The sequence below is a fragment of the Rhodococcus globerulus genome (assembly GCF_019334125.1).
Lineage (GTDB): Bacteria > Actinomycetota > Actinomycetes > Mycobacteriales > Mycobacteriaceae > Rhodococcus_F > Rhodococcus_F globerula.
Genome location: NZ_CP079698.1, coordinates 4787042 through 4804189 on the forward strand (window position 1 = coordinate 4787042; position 17148 = coordinate 4804189).

The window sequence follows — 17148 nt, forward strand, 5'->3', positions numbered from 1 at the left end:
GGCTGCTGTGTCGGAAGGTGCGCCCACCGGGCCCCTGGACGGATACCGGGTAATCGAGCTCGGCACGTTGATTGCCGGACCCTTCGCCGGGAAACTGCTCGGCGACATGGGTGCCGACGTGATCAAGATCGAGTCGCCGGATCGCCCAGACCCGCTTCGCACCTGGGGACAGGCGGAGCAGGACGGTCACCGATTCTTCTGGACGGTCCACGCCCGCAACAAGCGCTGTGTCACGCTGGATCTGCGGGTCGAGAAAGGTCGGGAACTGTTTCTGGATCTGGTCGAACACGCGGATGTCGTGGTCGAGAACTTCCGCCCGGGCACTCTCGAGAAGTGGGGTCTGGGGTTCGACGTGCTCAGCGAGCGCAATCCGAAACTGGTGCTGGCCAGAGTATCCGGGTATGGGCAGACCGGGCCGAAGGCCAAGAGTGCTGGGTATGCCTCGGTGGCCGAAGCTGTCAGCGGTTTCCGGCACCTGAACGGTTATCCCGGCCAGGCACCGCCGCGTATCGCACTCTCGCTCGGGGATTCGCTCGGCGGGATGTTCGCGGTACAAGGTGTGCTGGCGGCGCTTCTGTCCCGTGAGCGAACCGGCCGCGGCCAGGTTGTGGACGTTGCACTCACAGAATCGTGTCTGGCAGTGCAGGAATCGACGATTCCCGACTACGATCGCGGCGGCATCATCCGTCAACCCTCGGGAACCAGGCTCGAAGGAATCGCGCCCTCCAACATCTATCAGACCTCCGAGGGAAACTGGGTGGTCATCGCGGCCAATCAGGACACGCTCTTCGTGCGGCTGTGCACGATAATGGGTCGACCGGAACTGGCGCAGGACGACCGATTCTCCAATCATGTTGCGCGCGGCAAACATCAGGACGAGCTCGACGAGTTGATCGGCGCGTGGGTCGCGCTGCAGGACCCCAGCAGTCTGGTGGAGCGTCTGACGGAGGTGGGAGTTGTTGCCGGACCGATCAATACCGTCGAAGACGTGGTCAAGGATCCACAGTTGATCGAGCGCGGAATGCTGGTCGGTCACTACGACGACCGGATCGGTGAGGACGTCCTGGGCTTGGGCGTTGTGCCGACCTTCAGTGAGACACCAGGTTCTGTGCGGAATGCGGGAGCGTCGTCGCCGGGTCAGGACAACGCCTCCGTCTGGGGTGGACTCCTCGGGCTTTCGGACGACGAGCAAGCAACGTTGCTCGAGAAGGGAGTGATCTGACATGACGGTTACCGAAGTCAGCATTCGTGAAGTGGGTCCGCGCGACGGGCTCCAGATCGAGGCCCCGGTGCCATTGTCGGAGAAACTTCGACTCGTAGAAGCTCTTGTTGCAACCGGTGTTCCGCGCATCGAGGCCACGTCATTCGTGTCACCGCGCGCCGTTCCGGCTCTAGCCGACGCAGAAGCGCTGGCAGCAGAACTGCACCGGTGGCCAGGTGTCGAGTTCTCCGCGTTGGTGGCCGGAATCGGCGGCGCAAAACGGGCGGTAGCGGCCGGTATGGGAACCGTCGAATATGTCGTCTCCGCCTCGAACGGTCACAGTGAAGCCAATACTCGATCCACCACCGAGCAGGCCGCCGAACGAATTGGGGAGGTGGTCAAGATTGTTCACGACGCCGGAGGTCGAGTCGAAGTCATCGTTTCGACGGCGTGGGACTGCCCGTTCGACGGACCTACCCATCCTGATCGAGTGTTGCGGATTGCGGAGCAGGCCAGGGAATTCGGCGCCGATCAGTTCTCGATCGCGGATACTATCGGCACGGCAACTCCGGGACGCGTCGCGCAGTTGATCGATGCGGTTGACGCCCATGTCGGCGACTTCAATTTAGGTGTTCATTTCCACAACACACGCGGCAGTGGTCTTGCCTGCGCGCTGACAGCGGTGCAGCACGGAGTTCGGAACCTCGACGCCTCCACGGGTGGGCTGGGTGGTTGCCCATTTGCTCCCGGCGCCAGTGGAAACATCGCCACCGAAGAACTGGTCTACATGCTGGGCGACATGGGCATTGCGACGGGCATCGATCTGGACGCGTCCATCCGCGCGGCAGGTGTCGCGGAAGAGATTGTGGGTCATGCCGTTCCCAGCAACCTCCTGCGAGCGGGTGACCGGATCAGGTAGTGGGAGCGTCGAGGTCATCGGACCGTACGATATTTCAGCATCATGTCGTGGTCCTCGTGGTCGAGAATATGACAGTGCCACACATAGCCCTGGATCTGTTGTGCCGCAGGGTAATGGCCGGAATGAGCTGTGGCGGCCGGGCTGAATAATGCGTCCGGATCGAATCCGAGTTCCTCGGCGGTGGGGAACCTTACGATGATTCGGGTGACGGTGCCGCCGTCGATCCGCACGGTGTCCTTCCATCCGGACTCCCACTGCGCCGGCCCGATCATGGGGCCCCCGAGAAATCCGTCGGCAGCAGGCGTCCACTTGTAACCGATGGGCGGTTGAGGATGTGCCGCTTGATATTCGAGGGTCTTCAAGGGTGCGCGTCCGAGAATGCGGAACATCACAAGGTGAAGGTGGATGGGATGCGGATCGGGCGTGATGTTGACGATGTCCCATTGTTCTACGGTGCCCTGCCGGGGCATTTCGATGTCGGTGCTGTCGAAGCGCAGATTGTTGAGAGACATGATGGCCGGAGGCAGGCGGAGTACGTACGGCTGAGAGACGGTCACCGTTCGGATCACCGTGGGAACCTCGAGCGGCGGAAGCGCCGACGGTTGCCGTGCGCCGCCGCGAAGCGAGTTCGGCACAGTGCCGATGAACCCGCGACGGGAATCGGCGACAAAACGGCAGAACACCGGCATCGCTACCTCGCCGAGCATTGCAGCCTGGAAGGGTGGTTGCTCGTCGTTGATCAATTCGACGGCATCACCTGCGCGGAAGCCGGTGAAATCCACGAGCACGTCGATGCGTTCGCCGGGTGAAAGCCGAAAGCTTGTCGTGCGTACCGGAGCGTCGAGTAGGCCATGTTCGTTGCCGATGACCGCGAAGTGCATCCCGTTGCTGAAGTGCAGGTTCCACACGCTGTACGACCCGGCATTGATGATGCGGAAACGGTACAAACCGCGTGCCACATTCATCCGCGGCCATACCTTGCCGTTAACCACACCGACGTCTCCGACGGCACCGCCCTCCCAGGAACCCTGCGGAACGATCGGGGTGGAACGCACGGATTGATACCCGTCGGCCGTGAAGATCTTCTCCTGGAGAATCAGGGGCATCTCGTACTCTTCGGCGGGTAGTCCCAGTGGGTTTCCCTCTCGGCCGGTGTCGAATTCGTCACGCAGGAAATACTGACCGGCCAACCCGGCGTAGACATTCAAGCGGGTGATGCCCATGGCGTGATCGTGGTACCACAAATGGCCCGCGTGCTGTTCGTTCGGAAAATGGTGAGTGATGCTGCGTCCGGGAGCTATGGCTAGAAGCGGATGCCCATCGCTGCCGGGTGGTGTGACACCGCCGTGAAGGTGCAGCGACGACGGGGGAGCCAGCCGGTGATCTTCGGTGACTCCGTGGATGCTGGTGTCCATGTCGTCTGCCAGTGGATGGCGTTCGAGCCGGTTGGTGAAGTTCAGTGTGAGTGCCTCTCCGACATGGCATTCGATGGTGGGGCCCAGGTAGTGGTCACCGCCGAACCCCAGCGACGGCACAGCATCGAAATCCCGGTGGAATTGGTGGCGGTGTACAGCGGCGTCGAGTGAGAGAGTGGTTCCGGAAATAACACGCGGCCGGGGGAGTTCGTCGACGAAGGGCGTCATGGGAGGTGAGTGAAAGATCAGTGGACTGCGCAGTTCGCTCCGGGTCGGAGTATGCGTAGCCGACACCAAAGCCGCGCTGGTTCCAGCGAGGCCGATCGCACGAAACAAAGCACGCCTCGTGAACCTTTGGCTCACCGATTGCACCTCCTCCGAGATTCAGTCTTCCATACCGCACCGTATGGTATGGATGTCGGCTATGTCCACAACTCGGTGAAATGCAGCTCGGTGCAGGAGAATTCGAATCACCCGTGGCGTAGGTCAGGCAACGAACTGGCGCTGTAAAGGTGGACGTGGTGTCACGCAGTGATGCGATGGACCAGCCGTAGGCATCTATGATCGAGGAGTGAGAGTGAGAACTGAACGCGCCCGCGAGAACGGCCTGCGCTGATGGCGCGGGCCAACCGTCTGAGCGTCGAGAGTTGGCTCGACGCGGCCTTTGATCTTCTCGTGCGAGAGGGGGTTTCCGGGGTCAAGATTTCCACGTTGTGCGACGAACTCGGAGTCACCAAAGGCAGCTTCTACTGGCATTTCGACGATCTCGGCGCGCTGATGGAAGCGATGGCCGACTATTGGTGCGGCACACAGAACGACGCTGTGCGAGGGCTCGCGTCTGTCGAATCAATTCCGGTGGAGCAGCGATTCGAGATGATGGCCCAACTGCTGATCGACGAGCGTAATTGGTCCGTCGAGATCGCGGTGCGAGAATGGGCACGAAGTGACGAGAAAGTCGCCGAGGCTGTGCGTCAGCTCGATCAACGAATCTTCGATATCATCCAGGAAGCACTGTTGGAGTTGAATTTTGACGCCGAAGGTGCACGCCTGCGGGCAGGTGCTCTGGTGTATGCCGGAATCGGATTCGTGCACGGCCGAGGCAGTCTCCCGACGCCCACCAGCGCCGAGCTCCGAAAAATCTTCACGTTGCTGACGCAGGAAAGCTGATGGCGCAACGTCCACACTCGAATGCCTGATCGCTCATTTGAGCGCAACCATCTCGTGCAGAGTTGATCCTGTCCGCTCGATCATTTCTCCGTCGATCGTCACCTTCAGAACGAAGTCGGAACGGAAACGAAAATATCCGGGGCGGCCGAGAAGTCGATTCAGTACGGGCTTGACCAGTCGGGTTCGGGCTACCGGAACGTCAGCCAGGAAGTCGTGCGCATGAACTACCTCGCGCACCGTCAGCGTGAGATCCACCGACCCCGGAATGTGCAGACGCAGCGTCGACGGAAACGAGCGATTCGCGACGTCGTGGAAGACCGTCGGCCCTTCGGTCATTTCCAGTTCACCGTTGCTCAGAACGACACTGTCACCGCGGGCCAGCATCAGCGGCAGCGACCAGTGCTCGCCGTATTTCTTCTGGGTGTGCACGGTGGCGTAGACCAGTGAGAAGTCGTCGACATACAACCGCCCCCAGTACCAGCGATCGATGATCCGCTTCATGTCCCCGACGCCCCAGTTGTGGTCGTGATAGCCGCGACCACGGGCATCGAGTGTGGCGCCGCCGATAGTGACGGTGCCCGTCACCGAGGCGCGCGGTGCGCCGACAACCCAGGCGAAGAACTCGGTGTCCCCGTACGTGGTCTGTCCGCGTCCGGGCATCCAACTCGGTACCTCGTTGCGAAATTCGAGATCGAACACAATGTCTTCTTCTTCGAGATGCACTCTGTGTACCGGCAGGTCTCCCGAATCGAATTCGGCTACAGCGCTGTTCGGGCCTATCCGAACATCGCACTTGTCCGTTGATGCACTGACGTCGGCGGAGGAATACGGCTTGACGACTTCCCGGCGCGTACCGTCCGGGGAATAGATATGGATTTCGATTCCGGGTTTGCGATTGACGAGTTCGCGCAGTTGTAGCATCGCAACCACGATGTGCCCACTGTCGAGGTGAGCGTCGAAGTACCAGTGTTCGAAAGCAAACTTGTTGTCTGATGGATGCGCGCCGTTGTCGCTCGGGTGCGTTCGAGTGATCTCACCGTCTTTGCGTCCCGGTCCGTTCCACGCTTCCACGATATTCATTGTCGTCATCGAGCGACTCCTATCGTCGTAGTGCGCCACTTGCATCGAATGTGGCCTCGCGGCCCTTCATTTGTGCCTGGTACCAGTTTTCGCGGTGCTTGACCATCACCTTTTCCACGATCGCGCCGGTTCCGGGGACGCAGCGCCTGATCAATTCCATCGCGGTGATGAGTGGCAATCTCAGGACGGGTATGAGTAGCCAGGGAATGACACCGGGCATCCGGTACTTGCGCCGTGTACCAGGGGCCATGAACATCGCGGCGTACACCGAATTGATGCGAAAGTTGTACGCCTCTCGTAGCCGGGTGAGTCCGCGGTGGCCGTCGCGTGGCGCAAAAGCCTTCGGGTAACTCTCGATCAACTCACTGCCGTGCTTGCCGGAGTCGTAGGACCGCGACACGATCGTCATGGCCAGTGCGCGTAGGGAATCCGTGGCAGTTTCCGGGTACCACGTGGTGCGCACCCCCAAAAGGTGTCCCATGTACTTCTGGAAGTGGATCAGAGCCCGGATCTCGGACGGCGTCGTGTGGTAGCCGAGTGTCCACAGTGCGAGGCCAGGGGTGACGCTGCCGGCGATCAAAGTCAGGAGCATGTAGCTCTGACTGATAGGAAGCCCCCACTTCGAGGTATCCCATTCCGGGTGATTGGCTACTCGCGACCGCACGGACACGTGCATCACGCGAACCCTGAGAGCTGTTGCGCGACCGGCGGATCCAGGTTGGAGCAGTGCGCCCGGTTGGGATACGTCGATCCAGAATCGGCAGGTTTCGAGGAACCGGCGTAATGCGTTGTCGCCCGCATACCCGCCGGCGAGGGAGAGCGGAGTGGCAACTGCGGATTCGGTGTAGATCTCCAGTGTTTCCGCGCCCGCGAAACTGAACAGCATTGTGCCCCAGCGCCGCCAGATTGCAGCGCCCTGCTCGACCAGTGCCGGATCAACCCAGGCCGGTACCGTTTCGAATTCCTCGAAGAGTGCGCGCATGGATTCCGGAGCCTCCGGCACGGCGTCGATGCCATGGGTAAGGGCGGTTTCGAGCATGGCGCGGCCGGTTTTCGCCCCGGTCTCGCCGCGATAGACCTCGTCGACAAATCGTTCGGCGACGGGATCTCCGGTGAAGAGATCATCACAGAACTGTTGTGCCTGTTCGGTAGTGGGGAAGATGTCGGCACCGGTCAGCTTTTTGACGATTGTGCGTGCTCGCGCGATTCCGGGTTTTTGTATGCCTTCCCAATAGGGGAATGCCGTAGGGGTTCGATCGCTTGCTGTCATGTCACCGCCTGATAGCAGAGTCGCGAGATCAACCATACTATACCGTATGGTACTGATTGCGAAAGTTTATTTGAAGTCAGCCTGGACTGTTTTATGTTTTCGATCTACAGTCATCATGTGACCGAGACCACTTCCGATGTGAAAGTAAGCCGTACGCAGGCAGAACGTACAGCCACGATGCGTGGGCGACTACTCGACGCAGCCATTGAATCGCTGGTCGAACTGGGTTACGCGCGGACAAGCACCCAGGAGATCGCTCGGCGAGCGGGTGTATCCCGCGGTACTCAGCTCCATCATTTCCCGACCAAGGAATCTCTGGTCGTCGCCGCTGTCGAATACCTGGTGGACAAACGGCTGGCGGAAATCCTTTCGGCAGAGGTGGACAGTGGCCGCGGACTGGAGATACTGGCCGACGCGTTTTCCGGTCCACTGTTCTATGCAGCCCTCGAACTGTGGGTGGCGGCGCGCACCGACCCCGCACTGCATGCGGCGACTGTGCCACTCGAGCGCAAGGTGAGTGAGGCGCTCGAGTTCGGTAGCGCCGAAGTCTTCGGTGATCGCTTCGACTCCGAGGCAGTCGAATTGACTGTCGAACTTGTCCGAGGGCTTGCGGTGTCAGCCCTGTTCCGTACCCCGGAAGCCGACGAAGCGCTGCGCGCGCGGCTGCTACCGGCCTGGCAATCCCGAGTGGAGAACAAGTGAAACTTCCCGAACATGTCGAAACACTGATCGTCGGTGCCGGATTCGCCGGTATGGGTCTGGCGGCCAGAGTTCTTCGCGATGACCCGGCAGCGGATGTGGTGTTGATCGAGCGAGCCGCCGACGTCGGTGGCACGTGGCGAGACAACACCTACCCCGGTTGTGCGTGTGATGTGCCGACGGCGTTGTACTCGTATTCCTTTGCCCCGAGCGCAGACTGGAGTCATACCTTTGCACGTCAGCCCGAGATCTATGCCTACCTGAAGAAGGTGGCCGCCGATACCGGCGTGGGAGATCGAGTGGTTCTGAACTGCGAACTCGAGGCCGCGATCTGGGACGAGGGAATGTCACTGTGGCACATACAGACGTCCCAAGGAGCGTTGACGGCGAAGGCTCTGGTCGCTGCGACCGGAGCGCTGTCCACGCCCAAGGTTCCCGACTTTCCCGGTCTCGACCAATTCTCCGGTACCACTTTCCATTCCGCGACGTGGAACCACGAGCACGACCTGCGCGGTGAGCGCATCGCGGTGATCGGTACCGGCGCCTCGGCAGTGCAATTCGTTCCCGAAATTGTGGAGGAGGCTACTCATGTCACCGTGTTCCAGCGAACTCCTGCCTGGGTGATTCCGCGGGCGGATAGATCACTCCCCCCAATTCAAAAGGCTCTGTACACCAAGGTCCCCGCTGCGCAGAAGGCTGTTCGCGGTACCGTCTACGGCTTTCGGGAAGCTTTGGGTGCGGCGATGTCGCATGCCACCTGGGTTTTACCGGCTTTCGAGATGGTGGCAAAGGCGCACCTGCGTCGGCAGGTGAAAGACCCCGGGTTGCGCCGGAAATTGACTCCCGATTTCACCATCGGCTGTAAGCGAATGCTCCTGTCCAACGACTGGTTGCGAACTCTCGATCGGGCGGACGTGAGCCTAGTCGACAGTGGGCTCGTCTCGGTCACCGAAGACGGAGTGGTCGACGGGCACGGAATCGAGCACAAAGTCGACACCATCATTTTTGCGACGGGATTCACGCCGACGGAACCACCTGTCGCACACCTGATAACGGGGAGGAGCGGTGCAACGCTGGCCGAACAGTGGAACGGTAGCCCCAGCGCGTACAAGGGAACGACGGTCAGCGGCTTCCCGAATCTGTTCCTGATGTACGGTCCCAACACCAACCTCGGCCACAGCTCGATCGTGTACATGCTCGAGTCTCAGGCCGAGTACGTCAACGACGCGTTGAACACCATGAAGCGGGAGGGGCTCGACGCCCTCGACGTCAATGAGTCGGTACAGGTGCAGTACAACAAGGGAATTCAGCACGAATTGAAGCGCACGGTGTGGAACAAGGGCGGCTGCTCGAGTTGGTACATCGATGCGGAGGGGCGTAACTCGGTGCAGTGGCCGACGTTCACTTTCACATTCCGTTCTCTGCTGGGGAATTTCGATCGGGAGAACTACTCGGCCCGGAAGATCGAAAGCGTCGAGGCATGACGGCAACGCACTACGACGTCGTAGTCATCGGGTCGGGGTTCGGCGGTAGCGTCGCCGCTCTTCGTCTGACGGAGAAGGGCTATCGCGTCGGAGTGCTCGAGTCTGGTCGCAGATTCGCCGACGACGAGCTCCCCGAAACCAGCTGGCGTCTGCGAAAGTACTTGTGGGCACCGTGGATCGGGTGCTACGGGGTTCAACGTATTCACCTGCTCCCGGATGTTCTGGTCATGGCGGGTTCCGGAGTTGGTGGCGGATCACTCAACTACGCCAACACCCTGTATCAGCCGCCCAAGCGGTTCTTCGAGGATCGTCAATGGGAGCACATCACCGACTGGCATGACGAGTTGGCGCCGTACTACGACCAGGCGAAACGAATGCTCGGGGTGCGAACCAACCCTTCGTTCACGCCCGCCGACGCCGTAATGAAGGAAGTCGCGGAAGAAATGGGTGTGGGCGAGACATTCACGTCTACCCCTGTTGGCGTCTTCTTCGGGGACGCCGGAGTGTCGGTGCCCGATCCGTTCTTCGGAGGCAAAGGACCGGAGAGAACCGGGTGTACCGAATGCGGTGGCTGCATGACGGGGTGCCGTGTCGGTGCGAAGAACACATTGGTCAAGAATTATCTGCACTTGGCCGAACATGCCGGGGCGCGAGTTCATCCGCTGACCACTGTGCGGGAACTTCGGCCACGCAAGGGCGGTGGGTATCAACTTCTCGCGCGCCGGACCGACGGTATTCGAAAGCGCGAACAGATTTTCACCGCCGACCAGGTGGTAGTGGCTGCTGGTACCTACGGGACAGCGCGATTGTTGCTCGGGATGAAGGAATCCGGAGCGCTGCCGCATCTGTCGAATGCACTGGGCACTGTGGTTCGGACCAATTCCGAAGCGGTGCTTGCGGCAACATCGAAGTCCCGTCGACGCGATTTCACGCAGGGCGTTGCGATCACGTCGTCGTTCCATCCGGACGATCACACGCACATCGAACCTGTGCGATACGGCAAGGGCAGCAATGCAATAGGTCTCCTGCAGACTGTTCTCAGCGACGGCGGCGGCAAGGTGCCGCGAGTCCTGAAGACGCTGGCAGTTGCCGCACGTCACCCGAGCGCATTTGCCCGGTCTTTATCTGTGCGGAACTGGTCCGAGCGGACTGTCATCGCGCTGGTCATGCAGACGGACGACAATTCGCTCGAACTGTCGAAGAACACAAGAAGGTTCGGGCGTTCTCTGACCAGTCGCCCCGGCCCCGGTGATCCGCCACCGACGTGGATTCCACAAGGTCACACTGCTATTCGTAAAGTTGCGCAGAAGATCGACGGTGATCCAGGTGGTTCCATCGCCGAAATCGTGAATATTCCGATGACGGCACACTTCCTCGGTGGGTGCGCGATAGGTGATTCGCCGTCGACCGGCGTGGTAGATCCTTATCTGCGCGCGTACGGGCACAACGGGTTACACGTGATGGACGGCTCGGTGGTGAGTGCCAATCTTGGTGTGAACCCCTCGCTGACCATCACCGCTCAAGCTGAGCGGGCGTGCGCGCTGTGGCCGAACGCCGGCAGAGATGACGCCCGGCCGGCTGTAGGTGATCCGTACGTTCGGCTCGTCCCGACACCGCCGTCCAATCCGGTAGTGCCCGAGCATGCTTCGGGCGCCCTGAGACTTCCCCTGATTTTTCCAACCGAGAAGGTGCCCGATGTGGAGCGTCCCTGAATCTGCAAGCGAACGCACGGACTGGCCGGCGAGTGATCCGCCGCCGTGGCCGGCGCGGGTGCGGGCCACGTTGTGGTGGCATCGGAGCACGTCGGCGGCACGTGAACTCGGGCCGGAGGGCAGAACTATCCCGATGACCTTGGCGATGATGGTCGATTATCTGGACTCTCCGGTGGGGCCGTATCGAGAAATCCTGGCGAGTCCGGTCCTGCGGGCGCCGGGTAGGCGGATCGGGCAGATACCTCGGATGGCGGTGCCCTTCATCGCAGTGGATTCGGAATCTTCGGTGCACGGTGGCCGCACCCATTGGGAACTGCCGAAGGTTCTCGCGCAGTTCGACGGGGATGTCCTGGGCCGTGTGGCTGCGAAGGGGGACGGTTGGCAGGTGAACACCACTGCGCGGGCAAAGGGGCCGCGCCTGCCCATCGTAGGAGCTCTGGGGTTTGCGCAACCCACCGAGGGCGGGCGGTTGGCTCTCGCGTCGGCGCGGCTCACGGGCAGATTCCGTTACGCGCGCGTCGACGTCGAATCCGAGGGATCGACCTTGCCGAACTGGCTGTTAGCAGGCTCGCACCACGGAATTGTCATCACGGACGGAAGGATGAGGACGGGCCCCGCCAAGCGCGTCTAGACCGAGAAACAGGTGAAGGCCGTACAGCAAAACGCTGTACGGCCTTCGGCGTCGACGCCCCACAGGCGCCTCTCGGCGGTAGGTCGCTCGCAGCGACAATGGGGTGGGGCCCGGGGCTTGTTCGGGCGCCGACGGAGTGATCAACGGACGCCCGAGCTGTTTTGTTCCCTGGCCAAGGCTATGAGCCGCGTCACTTATTTGGTTAGGGAACCCTTTTCTTGACTAATTCCAGAAAAGGCGCATACTGGAACCATGCAAGATGACGGGCAGGATCTCGACCTCCGGGCGCAACTGCGTGCGGCCGGGTTGCGAGTCACTGCGCCTCGTCTTGCAGTTCTGAATGCGGTTACAGCCCAACCGCATTCGGACGCAGATTCTGTTGCAGCGCAGGTGCGGCAACAGTTGGGATCCGTATCCACCCAGGCCGTTTACGACGTGCTGAAGGCATGCGTAAGCGCAGGGTTGCTACGACGCATCGAGCCTGCGGGTTCACCCGCACGATTCGAGACGAGAACCGGGGACAACCATCACCACCTCGTCTGTCGTAGCTGCGGCAATGTCGTCGACGTCGATTGTGTTGTCGGCCAAGCTCCCTGCCTTGAACCGTCCGACCGTCACGGCTTCGAGATCGATGAAGCCGAGGTCGTGTTCTGGGGCCGTTGCAACGATTGCCTGAAGAGTTCTGCCGAGTCGGGCATTGTTTCCGACGCGGTTTCACAGAATCACGATGCAGCCCGCTAGCAGTACGGCCCATATTGCCGCACAGCCCATTTGACTTTTAGGAGGCTTCGCCATGACCAAGCCCACCACGAACAACTTCGGTATTCCCGTAGCCAGCGACGACGAGTCGTTGACTGCAGGTACTCAGGGACCGGTCCTGCTTCACGACCACTACCTGATCGAGAAGCTGGCCCAGTTCAACCGTGAGCGCGTCCCGGAGCGCGTCGTTCATGCCAAGGGCGGCGGCGCTTTTGGTGAACTGGTCATCACGAACGACGTCAGCAAGTACACCAAGGCCAAGTTCCTGCAGCCCGGGAAGAAGACCGAGTCGCTGGTGCGTTTCTCGACCGTCGCCGGTGAGCAAGGTTCTCCGGACACATGGCGCGACCCGCGCGGTTTTGCCATGAAGTTCTACACCGAAGAGGGCAACTACGACCTCGTCGGCAACAACACTCCCGTGTTCTTCATCAAGGACGCCATCAAGTTCCCCGACTTCATCCGTTCGCAGAAGCGTCTGCCGGGTTCGGGTCTGCGCGATCACGACATGCAGTGGGATTTCTGGACTTTGCGTCCCGAATCCGCGCACCAGGTGACGTGGCTGATGGGCGACCGCGGCATTCCGAAGACGTGGCGCAACATGGACGGCTTCGGCTCGCACACGTACCAGTGGGTCAACGCCGCCGGTGAGCGGTTTTGGGTGAAGTACCACTTCAAGACCGATCAGGGCATCGAGTTCCTGACGCAGGCCGAGGCAGACAGTCTCGCCGGCAGCGATCCCGATTACCACCGCGCGGATCTGTACAACGCAATCGAAGCCGGCAACTTCCCGAGCTGGACCATGAACGTTCAGATCATGCCGGTCGACGAGGCCGAGGGCTACCGCTTCAACCCGTTCGACCTCACAAAGGTGTGGTCTCAGAAGGACTACCCCCTCATCGAGGTCGGCAAGTGGACTCTCAATCGCAACCCGGAGAACTTCTTCGCGCAGATCGAGCAGGCGTCGTTCGAGCCGTCGAACGTGGTGCCGGGCATCGGTTTCAGCCCGGACAAGATGCTCCTCGGCCGTGTGTTCTCCTACGCCGACGCCCATCGTTACCGCATCGGCACCAACTACGCCGATCTGCCGGTCAACGCACCGAAGAACGAGGTGAACTCCTACTCCAAGGAGGGCGCCATGCGTTACAGCTTCAACTCGCCGTCGACGCCGGTGTACGCGCCGAACTCGTACGGCGGACCGCACGCCGATCCGTCGGTTGCCGGTGACGAAGGCCTGTGGTCGTTCGACGGTGAAGCAGTTCGCGCCGGATACATCGAGCACGCTGAGGACGGCGACTTCACTCAGGCCGGAACCTTGGTCCGTGAGGTCCTCGACGACGCAGCACGTGAGCGCCTCGTGAGCAACATCGTCGGTCACGCAAGTGCCGGAGTAAGCGAAGCAGTTCTGCTGCGCGTCTTCGAGTACTGGAAGAACGTGGACGCCGATCTGGGCAAGCGCGTCGAAGAAGGCGTGCGCGCCGGTCAGTAACGGGCAACCTCGTACGTAAGAATGCGGGCCGCTGCAAGGGAATCCAACTCCTTGCAGCGGCCCGCTTTTTCTCGTTTCAGAGCAGCCCCCACCAGTAGAACAGCGTTGCAAGAATGAATTCGACGACAAAATCCACGACGATTCTCCTTCACTTTTCACGTACATTCCATGATCCGCGCCAGCCGACACTGTTTCGACTGAGGCTTCGGCGGGCAGTCGAGTCGTAGGACTGTCAGTGCGGCCAATTCGGCACTGCGCAGCCCTTTCGGCACTCGGGTTGAGGAGATGATCGGCCATGATGCGTATCGGCTACACGTTGATGACGGAGCAGGCTGGGCCAAAGGATCTGGTCCGACATGCGGTTCGGGCCGAGCAGGCCGGGTTCGACTTCGAGGTGATGAGTGATCACTACTCGCCGTGGCTGACCGAACAGGGGCACGCCCCGTACGCCTGGTCCGTTCTCGGAGCGATTGCGCACGCCACCGGATCGGTTGATCTGATGACGTATGTGACGTGTCCGAGTATTCGCTATCACCCGGTGGTGATCGCTCAGAAGGCCGCGACGGTGCAGATACTCGCGGACGGGCGGTTCACGCTCGGATTAGGGACCGGCGAGTGTCTCAACGAGCATGTGGTCGGTGACGGATGGCCGTCGATCGATGCCAGGATGGACATGCTGGAGGAAGCGGTTGCCATCATTCGGGCGCTGCATTCCGGAGATCTGGTGACCTGGAAGGGTGAGTACTTCGACGTTCAGTCGGCACGTATCTGGGATTTGCCCGAAATTCCTGTCCCACTCGCGATTGCGATGTCCGGTGACAAGTCCGTCGAGCGATTCGGGCCGATGGCGGACGATCTGATCGGTGTGGAACCTGATTCGCGGCTCGTTCATCAGTGGAAGCATGTTCATGGTCGCGCGTTCGGACTTCCTCCGGCGCGCACGGCAATCGGTCAGATTCCGATTTCCTGGGATGACGATCGAGACGTCGCCATCGCCAGGGCGCATCAGCAATTCCGATGGTTCGGCCTCGGCTGGCCCGTCAACTCCGAGCTGCCGACCCCGGCCGGGTTTGCTGCCGCGTCGCAGTTCGTCCGCAAAGAAGATGTGGCAGAAAACATCCCGTGTGGTCCAGATCTCGACGCGATCGTCGAAGCGGTCAAAGCCTACAAGGATGCGGGCTTCACCGATGTGGCGCTGGTGCAGATCGGTGGCGATACGCAAGACCGCTTTTTCGACGAGGCTGCAAAACCGCTGTTGGAGGCCCTGCACGTCGAATTGGGTTGATCGAGAAGGTCAATCGGGTTCCGCCGAGAGGGCTTGCGTCGAGTCGTGCGCTGCCACCGTGCAATTGAGCCTGTTGAGCGACAAGGGCAAGTCCGAGGCCGCTTCCGGACTCGCCTGCACCGGTTCCGCGAACAAAGCGCTCGAACATCGCTTCTCTCTCGGTCGGGGCTATCACGGCACCGTTGTCGTCGACGACGATCGTGGCGGATCCCGTGCTCACCCCGGCCCGGACGGTGATTTCGACCGCGTCGGCGTGGCCGTGCCGGACGGAGTTGGTGACGGCGTTGGTCAGCACCAGACGAATGCCTGCGGGAAATGCCTGGACCGAAAGCTCGTCCGGCGCTTTCAAACGGACGGCGACCTGGGGGTGCAGTCGAGCGACATCTGCGACGGCGCGATCGGCTACCTCCACGAGATCGACGTCGGCGCAGTCCTTCGGATCGGCCACGTCACCCAGGGCGAGTGTTTCCAGATCGGTGAGGGTGCGCTCGATCTGGCGCTGCGCCTCCAACAACTCGCCGGCCAGTTCGCGGCGTTGACTTTCCGTGAGGTCCAGCGTCGCGAGAACTTCCAGATCGGTGCGCATCGACGTCAGCGGGGTACGCAGCTCGTGAGCGGAGACGCGAGCGAAATCGCGTGCCGACTCCAGCGCTTCCTCGGTGCGGCTTCGATCGCTTTCGATCCGGCTGAGCATGCTGTGGATTGCTTCGGACAGTTCCTCGGCTTCGCGCGTCCCACGGACTGACGGTGCCCGGAGGGAGAGTCCTTCGACGTCGAGGTTGCTGCCGATCGAACTGGTGGTCTCGGTTAATTGCTGCAGGGGGCGGACAGCTCGGCCGGTGAGGAACCAACCGAGCCCGGCCGCGGCGAGAATCGCGACCACTGCCGCAGCCGCCACCTGGAACTGCTGCTCGCGGATTGCCTGCGCGAGTGGATCTTCGGGGATGGTGACGGCGAGTGCAGCTCCGCTGTCGCCCGGGAGGAGCACATCTCGACTGCGGACGTCGGTAGTAGCCAACGCGCTGATGCCCGTGGCATTGAAGCCGGGGTCGACTACGAGCGGTTGTGTTGTTGCGGTGGGTGACTCGAACAGAATTGCAGCCGGAGAACTCGACGCAATGCCGAGAGTGACCGAATCGAGAGTGCGTTCCAGTTGTTCGGAGCCGCCCACGCGCAGGAAGACCGCAAACGCAATTCCGATCGCGGCAATGACGATGCCGGCGGCCAGACCCGACGCGATGGCTACTCGGGTCTGCAGTGACAGCGGCCGCTTCACCGTTCGGCCCTCAAGACGAAGCCGACCCCGCGGACTGTGTGGATTACCCGAGGTGCACCGTCGATCTCGAGTTTCTTGCGTAGGTAGGTGACAAACACATCGACGACATTGGTGTCGGCGGCAAAATCGTAGCCCCAGACGAGTCGCAGGAGTTGTGCGCGGTTCAGCACCACGCCGGCATGCTCGGCGAGGACGGACAACAGGTCGAATTCTCGTTTGGTGAGTTCGATTCGCCGGCCGCCGATATGGGCGCGATGACCGCGGAGATCCACAGTCAGAGGTCCCACCGTGATCGGGTGATCGAGAGTCGGGGCGCTTCGCGTCGTTCGTCGTAGCAAGGCGCGCAGTCTGGCAACAAGCTCCGCCAACTCGAAAGGCTTGGTGAGGTAGTCGTCGGCGCCCGCCTCCAACCCGGCAATGCGATCCCCCACCGAACTTCGGGCGCTGAGTACACAAATCGGAACGTCGTTGCCGATCGCCCGCAAGGCTGTCACCACCCCGACACCGTCAAGACCGGGCATGTTGACATCGAGAACGAGGGCAGACGGGCACTGCTTGCTCACCGAGGCCAAGGCAGAACGGCCGTCTACCGCTGTTGCCGTGTCGAAGCCGGACAGTCGCAGTCCACGTTCGAGCGAATTCAGTACCTTTGCGTCGTCGTCAACGATCAGGATGCGCTCGCGTGTACTCACCCCAGCCATAGTGCCACCGGATTTCGGTCGACGGCCTCGCGCCGAGCGAGGGCCACCGCTTTCTCATCAACT

Annotated in this window: 15 protein-coding genes; 10 read left to right on the forward strand and 5 right to left on the reverse strand. The window is 61.3% G+C overall.

Going from position 1 to position 17148, the window contains the following annotated elements; translation table 11 throughout:
- The first annotated feature begins 7 nt into the window (after positions 1-7).
- A complete protein-coding gene (locus tag KYT97_RS21795) occupies positions 8-1222 on the forward strand; it encodes a CaiB/BaiF CoA transferase family protein (RefSeq protein ID WP_172937702.1) in 1215 nt (404 codons plus the stop codon).
- A gap of 1 nt (position 1223) precedes the next feature.
- Positions 1224-2120 carry a hydroxymethylglutaryl-CoA lyase gene (locus KYT97_RS21800; protein WP_219110663.1) on the forward strand — a complete coding sequence of 299 codons (897 nt, stop codon included), beginning with the start codon at positions 1224-1226 and terminating at the stop codon, positions 2118-2120.
- Between the two features lie 14 nt (positions 2121-2134).
- On the opposite strand, the gene KYT97_RS21805 is transcribed toward KYT97_RS21800, so the two are convergent.
- On the reverse strand, positions 2135-3763 hold the full coding sequence (locus KYT97_RS21805; RefSeq protein WP_342393894.1) for a multicopper oxidase family protein: 1629 nt from the start codon (positions 3761-3763) through the stop codon (positions 2135-2137).
- Positions 3764-4150: 387 nt separating this feature from the next.
- Here KYT97_RS21805 and KYT97_RS21810 point away from each other — a divergent pair, with 387 nt between their 5' ends.
- A complete protein-coding gene (locus KYT97_RS21810) occupies positions 4151-4702 on the forward strand; it encodes a TetR/AcrR family transcriptional regulator (protein WP_033235901.1) in 552 nt (183 codons plus the stop codon).
- Between the two features lie 33 nt (positions 4703-4735).
- Here the strand turns inward: KYT97_RS21810 and KYT97_RS21815 are convergent, their stop codons facing one another.
- Together KYT97_RS21815 and KYT97_RS21820 are read right to left on the reverse strand one after the other, a co-directional pair.
- A complete protein-coding gene (locus tag KYT97_RS21815; RefSeq protein WP_095887731.1) occupies positions 4736-5791 on the reverse strand; it encodes a lipocalin-like domain-containing protein in 1056 nt (351 codons plus the stop codon).
- 10 nt (positions 5792-5801) lie between these two features.
- Positions 5802-7052: an oxygenase MpaB family protein gene (locus KYT97_RS21820; protein WP_219110665.1), complete on the reverse strand. Its 1251-nt coding sequence runs from the start codon at positions 7050-7052 to the stop codon at positions 5802-5804.
- A 177-nt stretch (positions 7053-7229) separates the two neighbouring features.
- On the opposite strand from KYT97_RS21820, the gene KYT97_RS21825 reads away from it, so the two are divergent.
- The 7 genes from KYT97_RS21825 to KYT97_RS21855 all read left to right on the forward strand — a co-directional run bounded on the left by KYT97_RS21825 (position 7230) and on the right by KYT97_RS21855 (position 15108).
- Entirely contained in the window at positions 7230-7754 is a 525-nt protein-coding gene (locus KYT97_RS21825; protein ID WP_230590310.1) for a TetR/AcrR family transcriptional regulator, read from the forward strand.
- Positions 7751-9235 (forward strand): flavin-containing monooxygenase, encoded by a 1485-nt coding sequence (locus tag KYT97_RS21830; RefSeq protein ID WP_172937708.1) that lies wholly within the window; start codon positions 7751-7753, stop codon positions 9233-9235. The genes KYT97_RS21825 and KYT97_RS21830 overlap by 4 nt, the downstream gene beginning before the upstream one ends.
- Entirely contained in the window at positions 9232-10947 is a 1716-nt protein-coding gene (locus tag KYT97_RS21835) for a GMC oxidoreductase (protein ID WP_219110666.1), read from the forward strand. Before KYT97_RS21830 ends, KYT97_RS21835 begins: the two co-directional genes overlap by 4 nt.
- A complete protein-coding gene (locus tag KYT97_RS21840) occupies positions 10931-11578 on the forward strand; it encodes an acetoacetate decarboxylase family protein (RefSeq protein ID WP_219110667.1) in 648 nt (215 codons plus the stop codon). The genes KYT97_RS21835 and KYT97_RS21840 overlap by 17 nt, the downstream gene beginning before the upstream one ends.
- Positions 11579-11830: 252 nt before the next feature.
- Positions 11831-12319 (forward strand): Fur family transcriptional regulator, encoded by a 489-nt coding sequence (locus tag KYT97_RS21845; protein ID WP_219110668.1) that lies wholly within the window; start codon positions 11831-11833, stop codon positions 12317-12319.
- 52 nt (positions 12320-12371) lie between these two features.
- Positions 12372-13823 carry a catalase gene (locus KYT97_RS21850; RefSeq protein ID WP_033235909.1) on the forward strand — a complete coding sequence of 484 codons (1452 nt, stop codon included), beginning with the start codon at positions 12372-12374 and terminating at the stop codon, positions 13821-13823.
- 295 nt (positions 13824-14118) lie between these two features.
- Positions 14119-15108: an LLM class F420-dependent oxidoreductase gene (locus KYT97_RS21855; RefSeq protein WP_033235910.1), complete on the forward strand. Its 990-nt coding sequence runs from the start codon at positions 14119-14121 to the stop codon at positions 15106-15108.
- Here the strand turns inward: KYT97_RS21855 and KYT97_RS21860 are convergent.
- A complete protein-coding gene (locus tag KYT97_RS21860; RefSeq protein ID WP_045066538.1) occupies positions 15005-16384 on the reverse strand; it encodes a sensor histidine kinase in 1380 nt (459 codons plus the stop codon). The genes KYT97_RS21855 and KYT97_RS21860 overlap by 104 nt on opposite strands.
- Positions 16381-17085 carry a response regulator transcription factor gene (locus tag KYT97_RS21865; protein WP_033235912.1) on the reverse strand — a complete coding sequence of 235 codons (705 nt, stop codon included), beginning with the start codon at positions 17083-17085 and terminating at the stop codon, positions 16381-16383. Before KYT97_RS21865 ends, KYT97_RS21860 begins: the two co-directional genes overlap by 4 nt.
- Positions 17086-17148 lie beyond the last annotated feature (63 nt).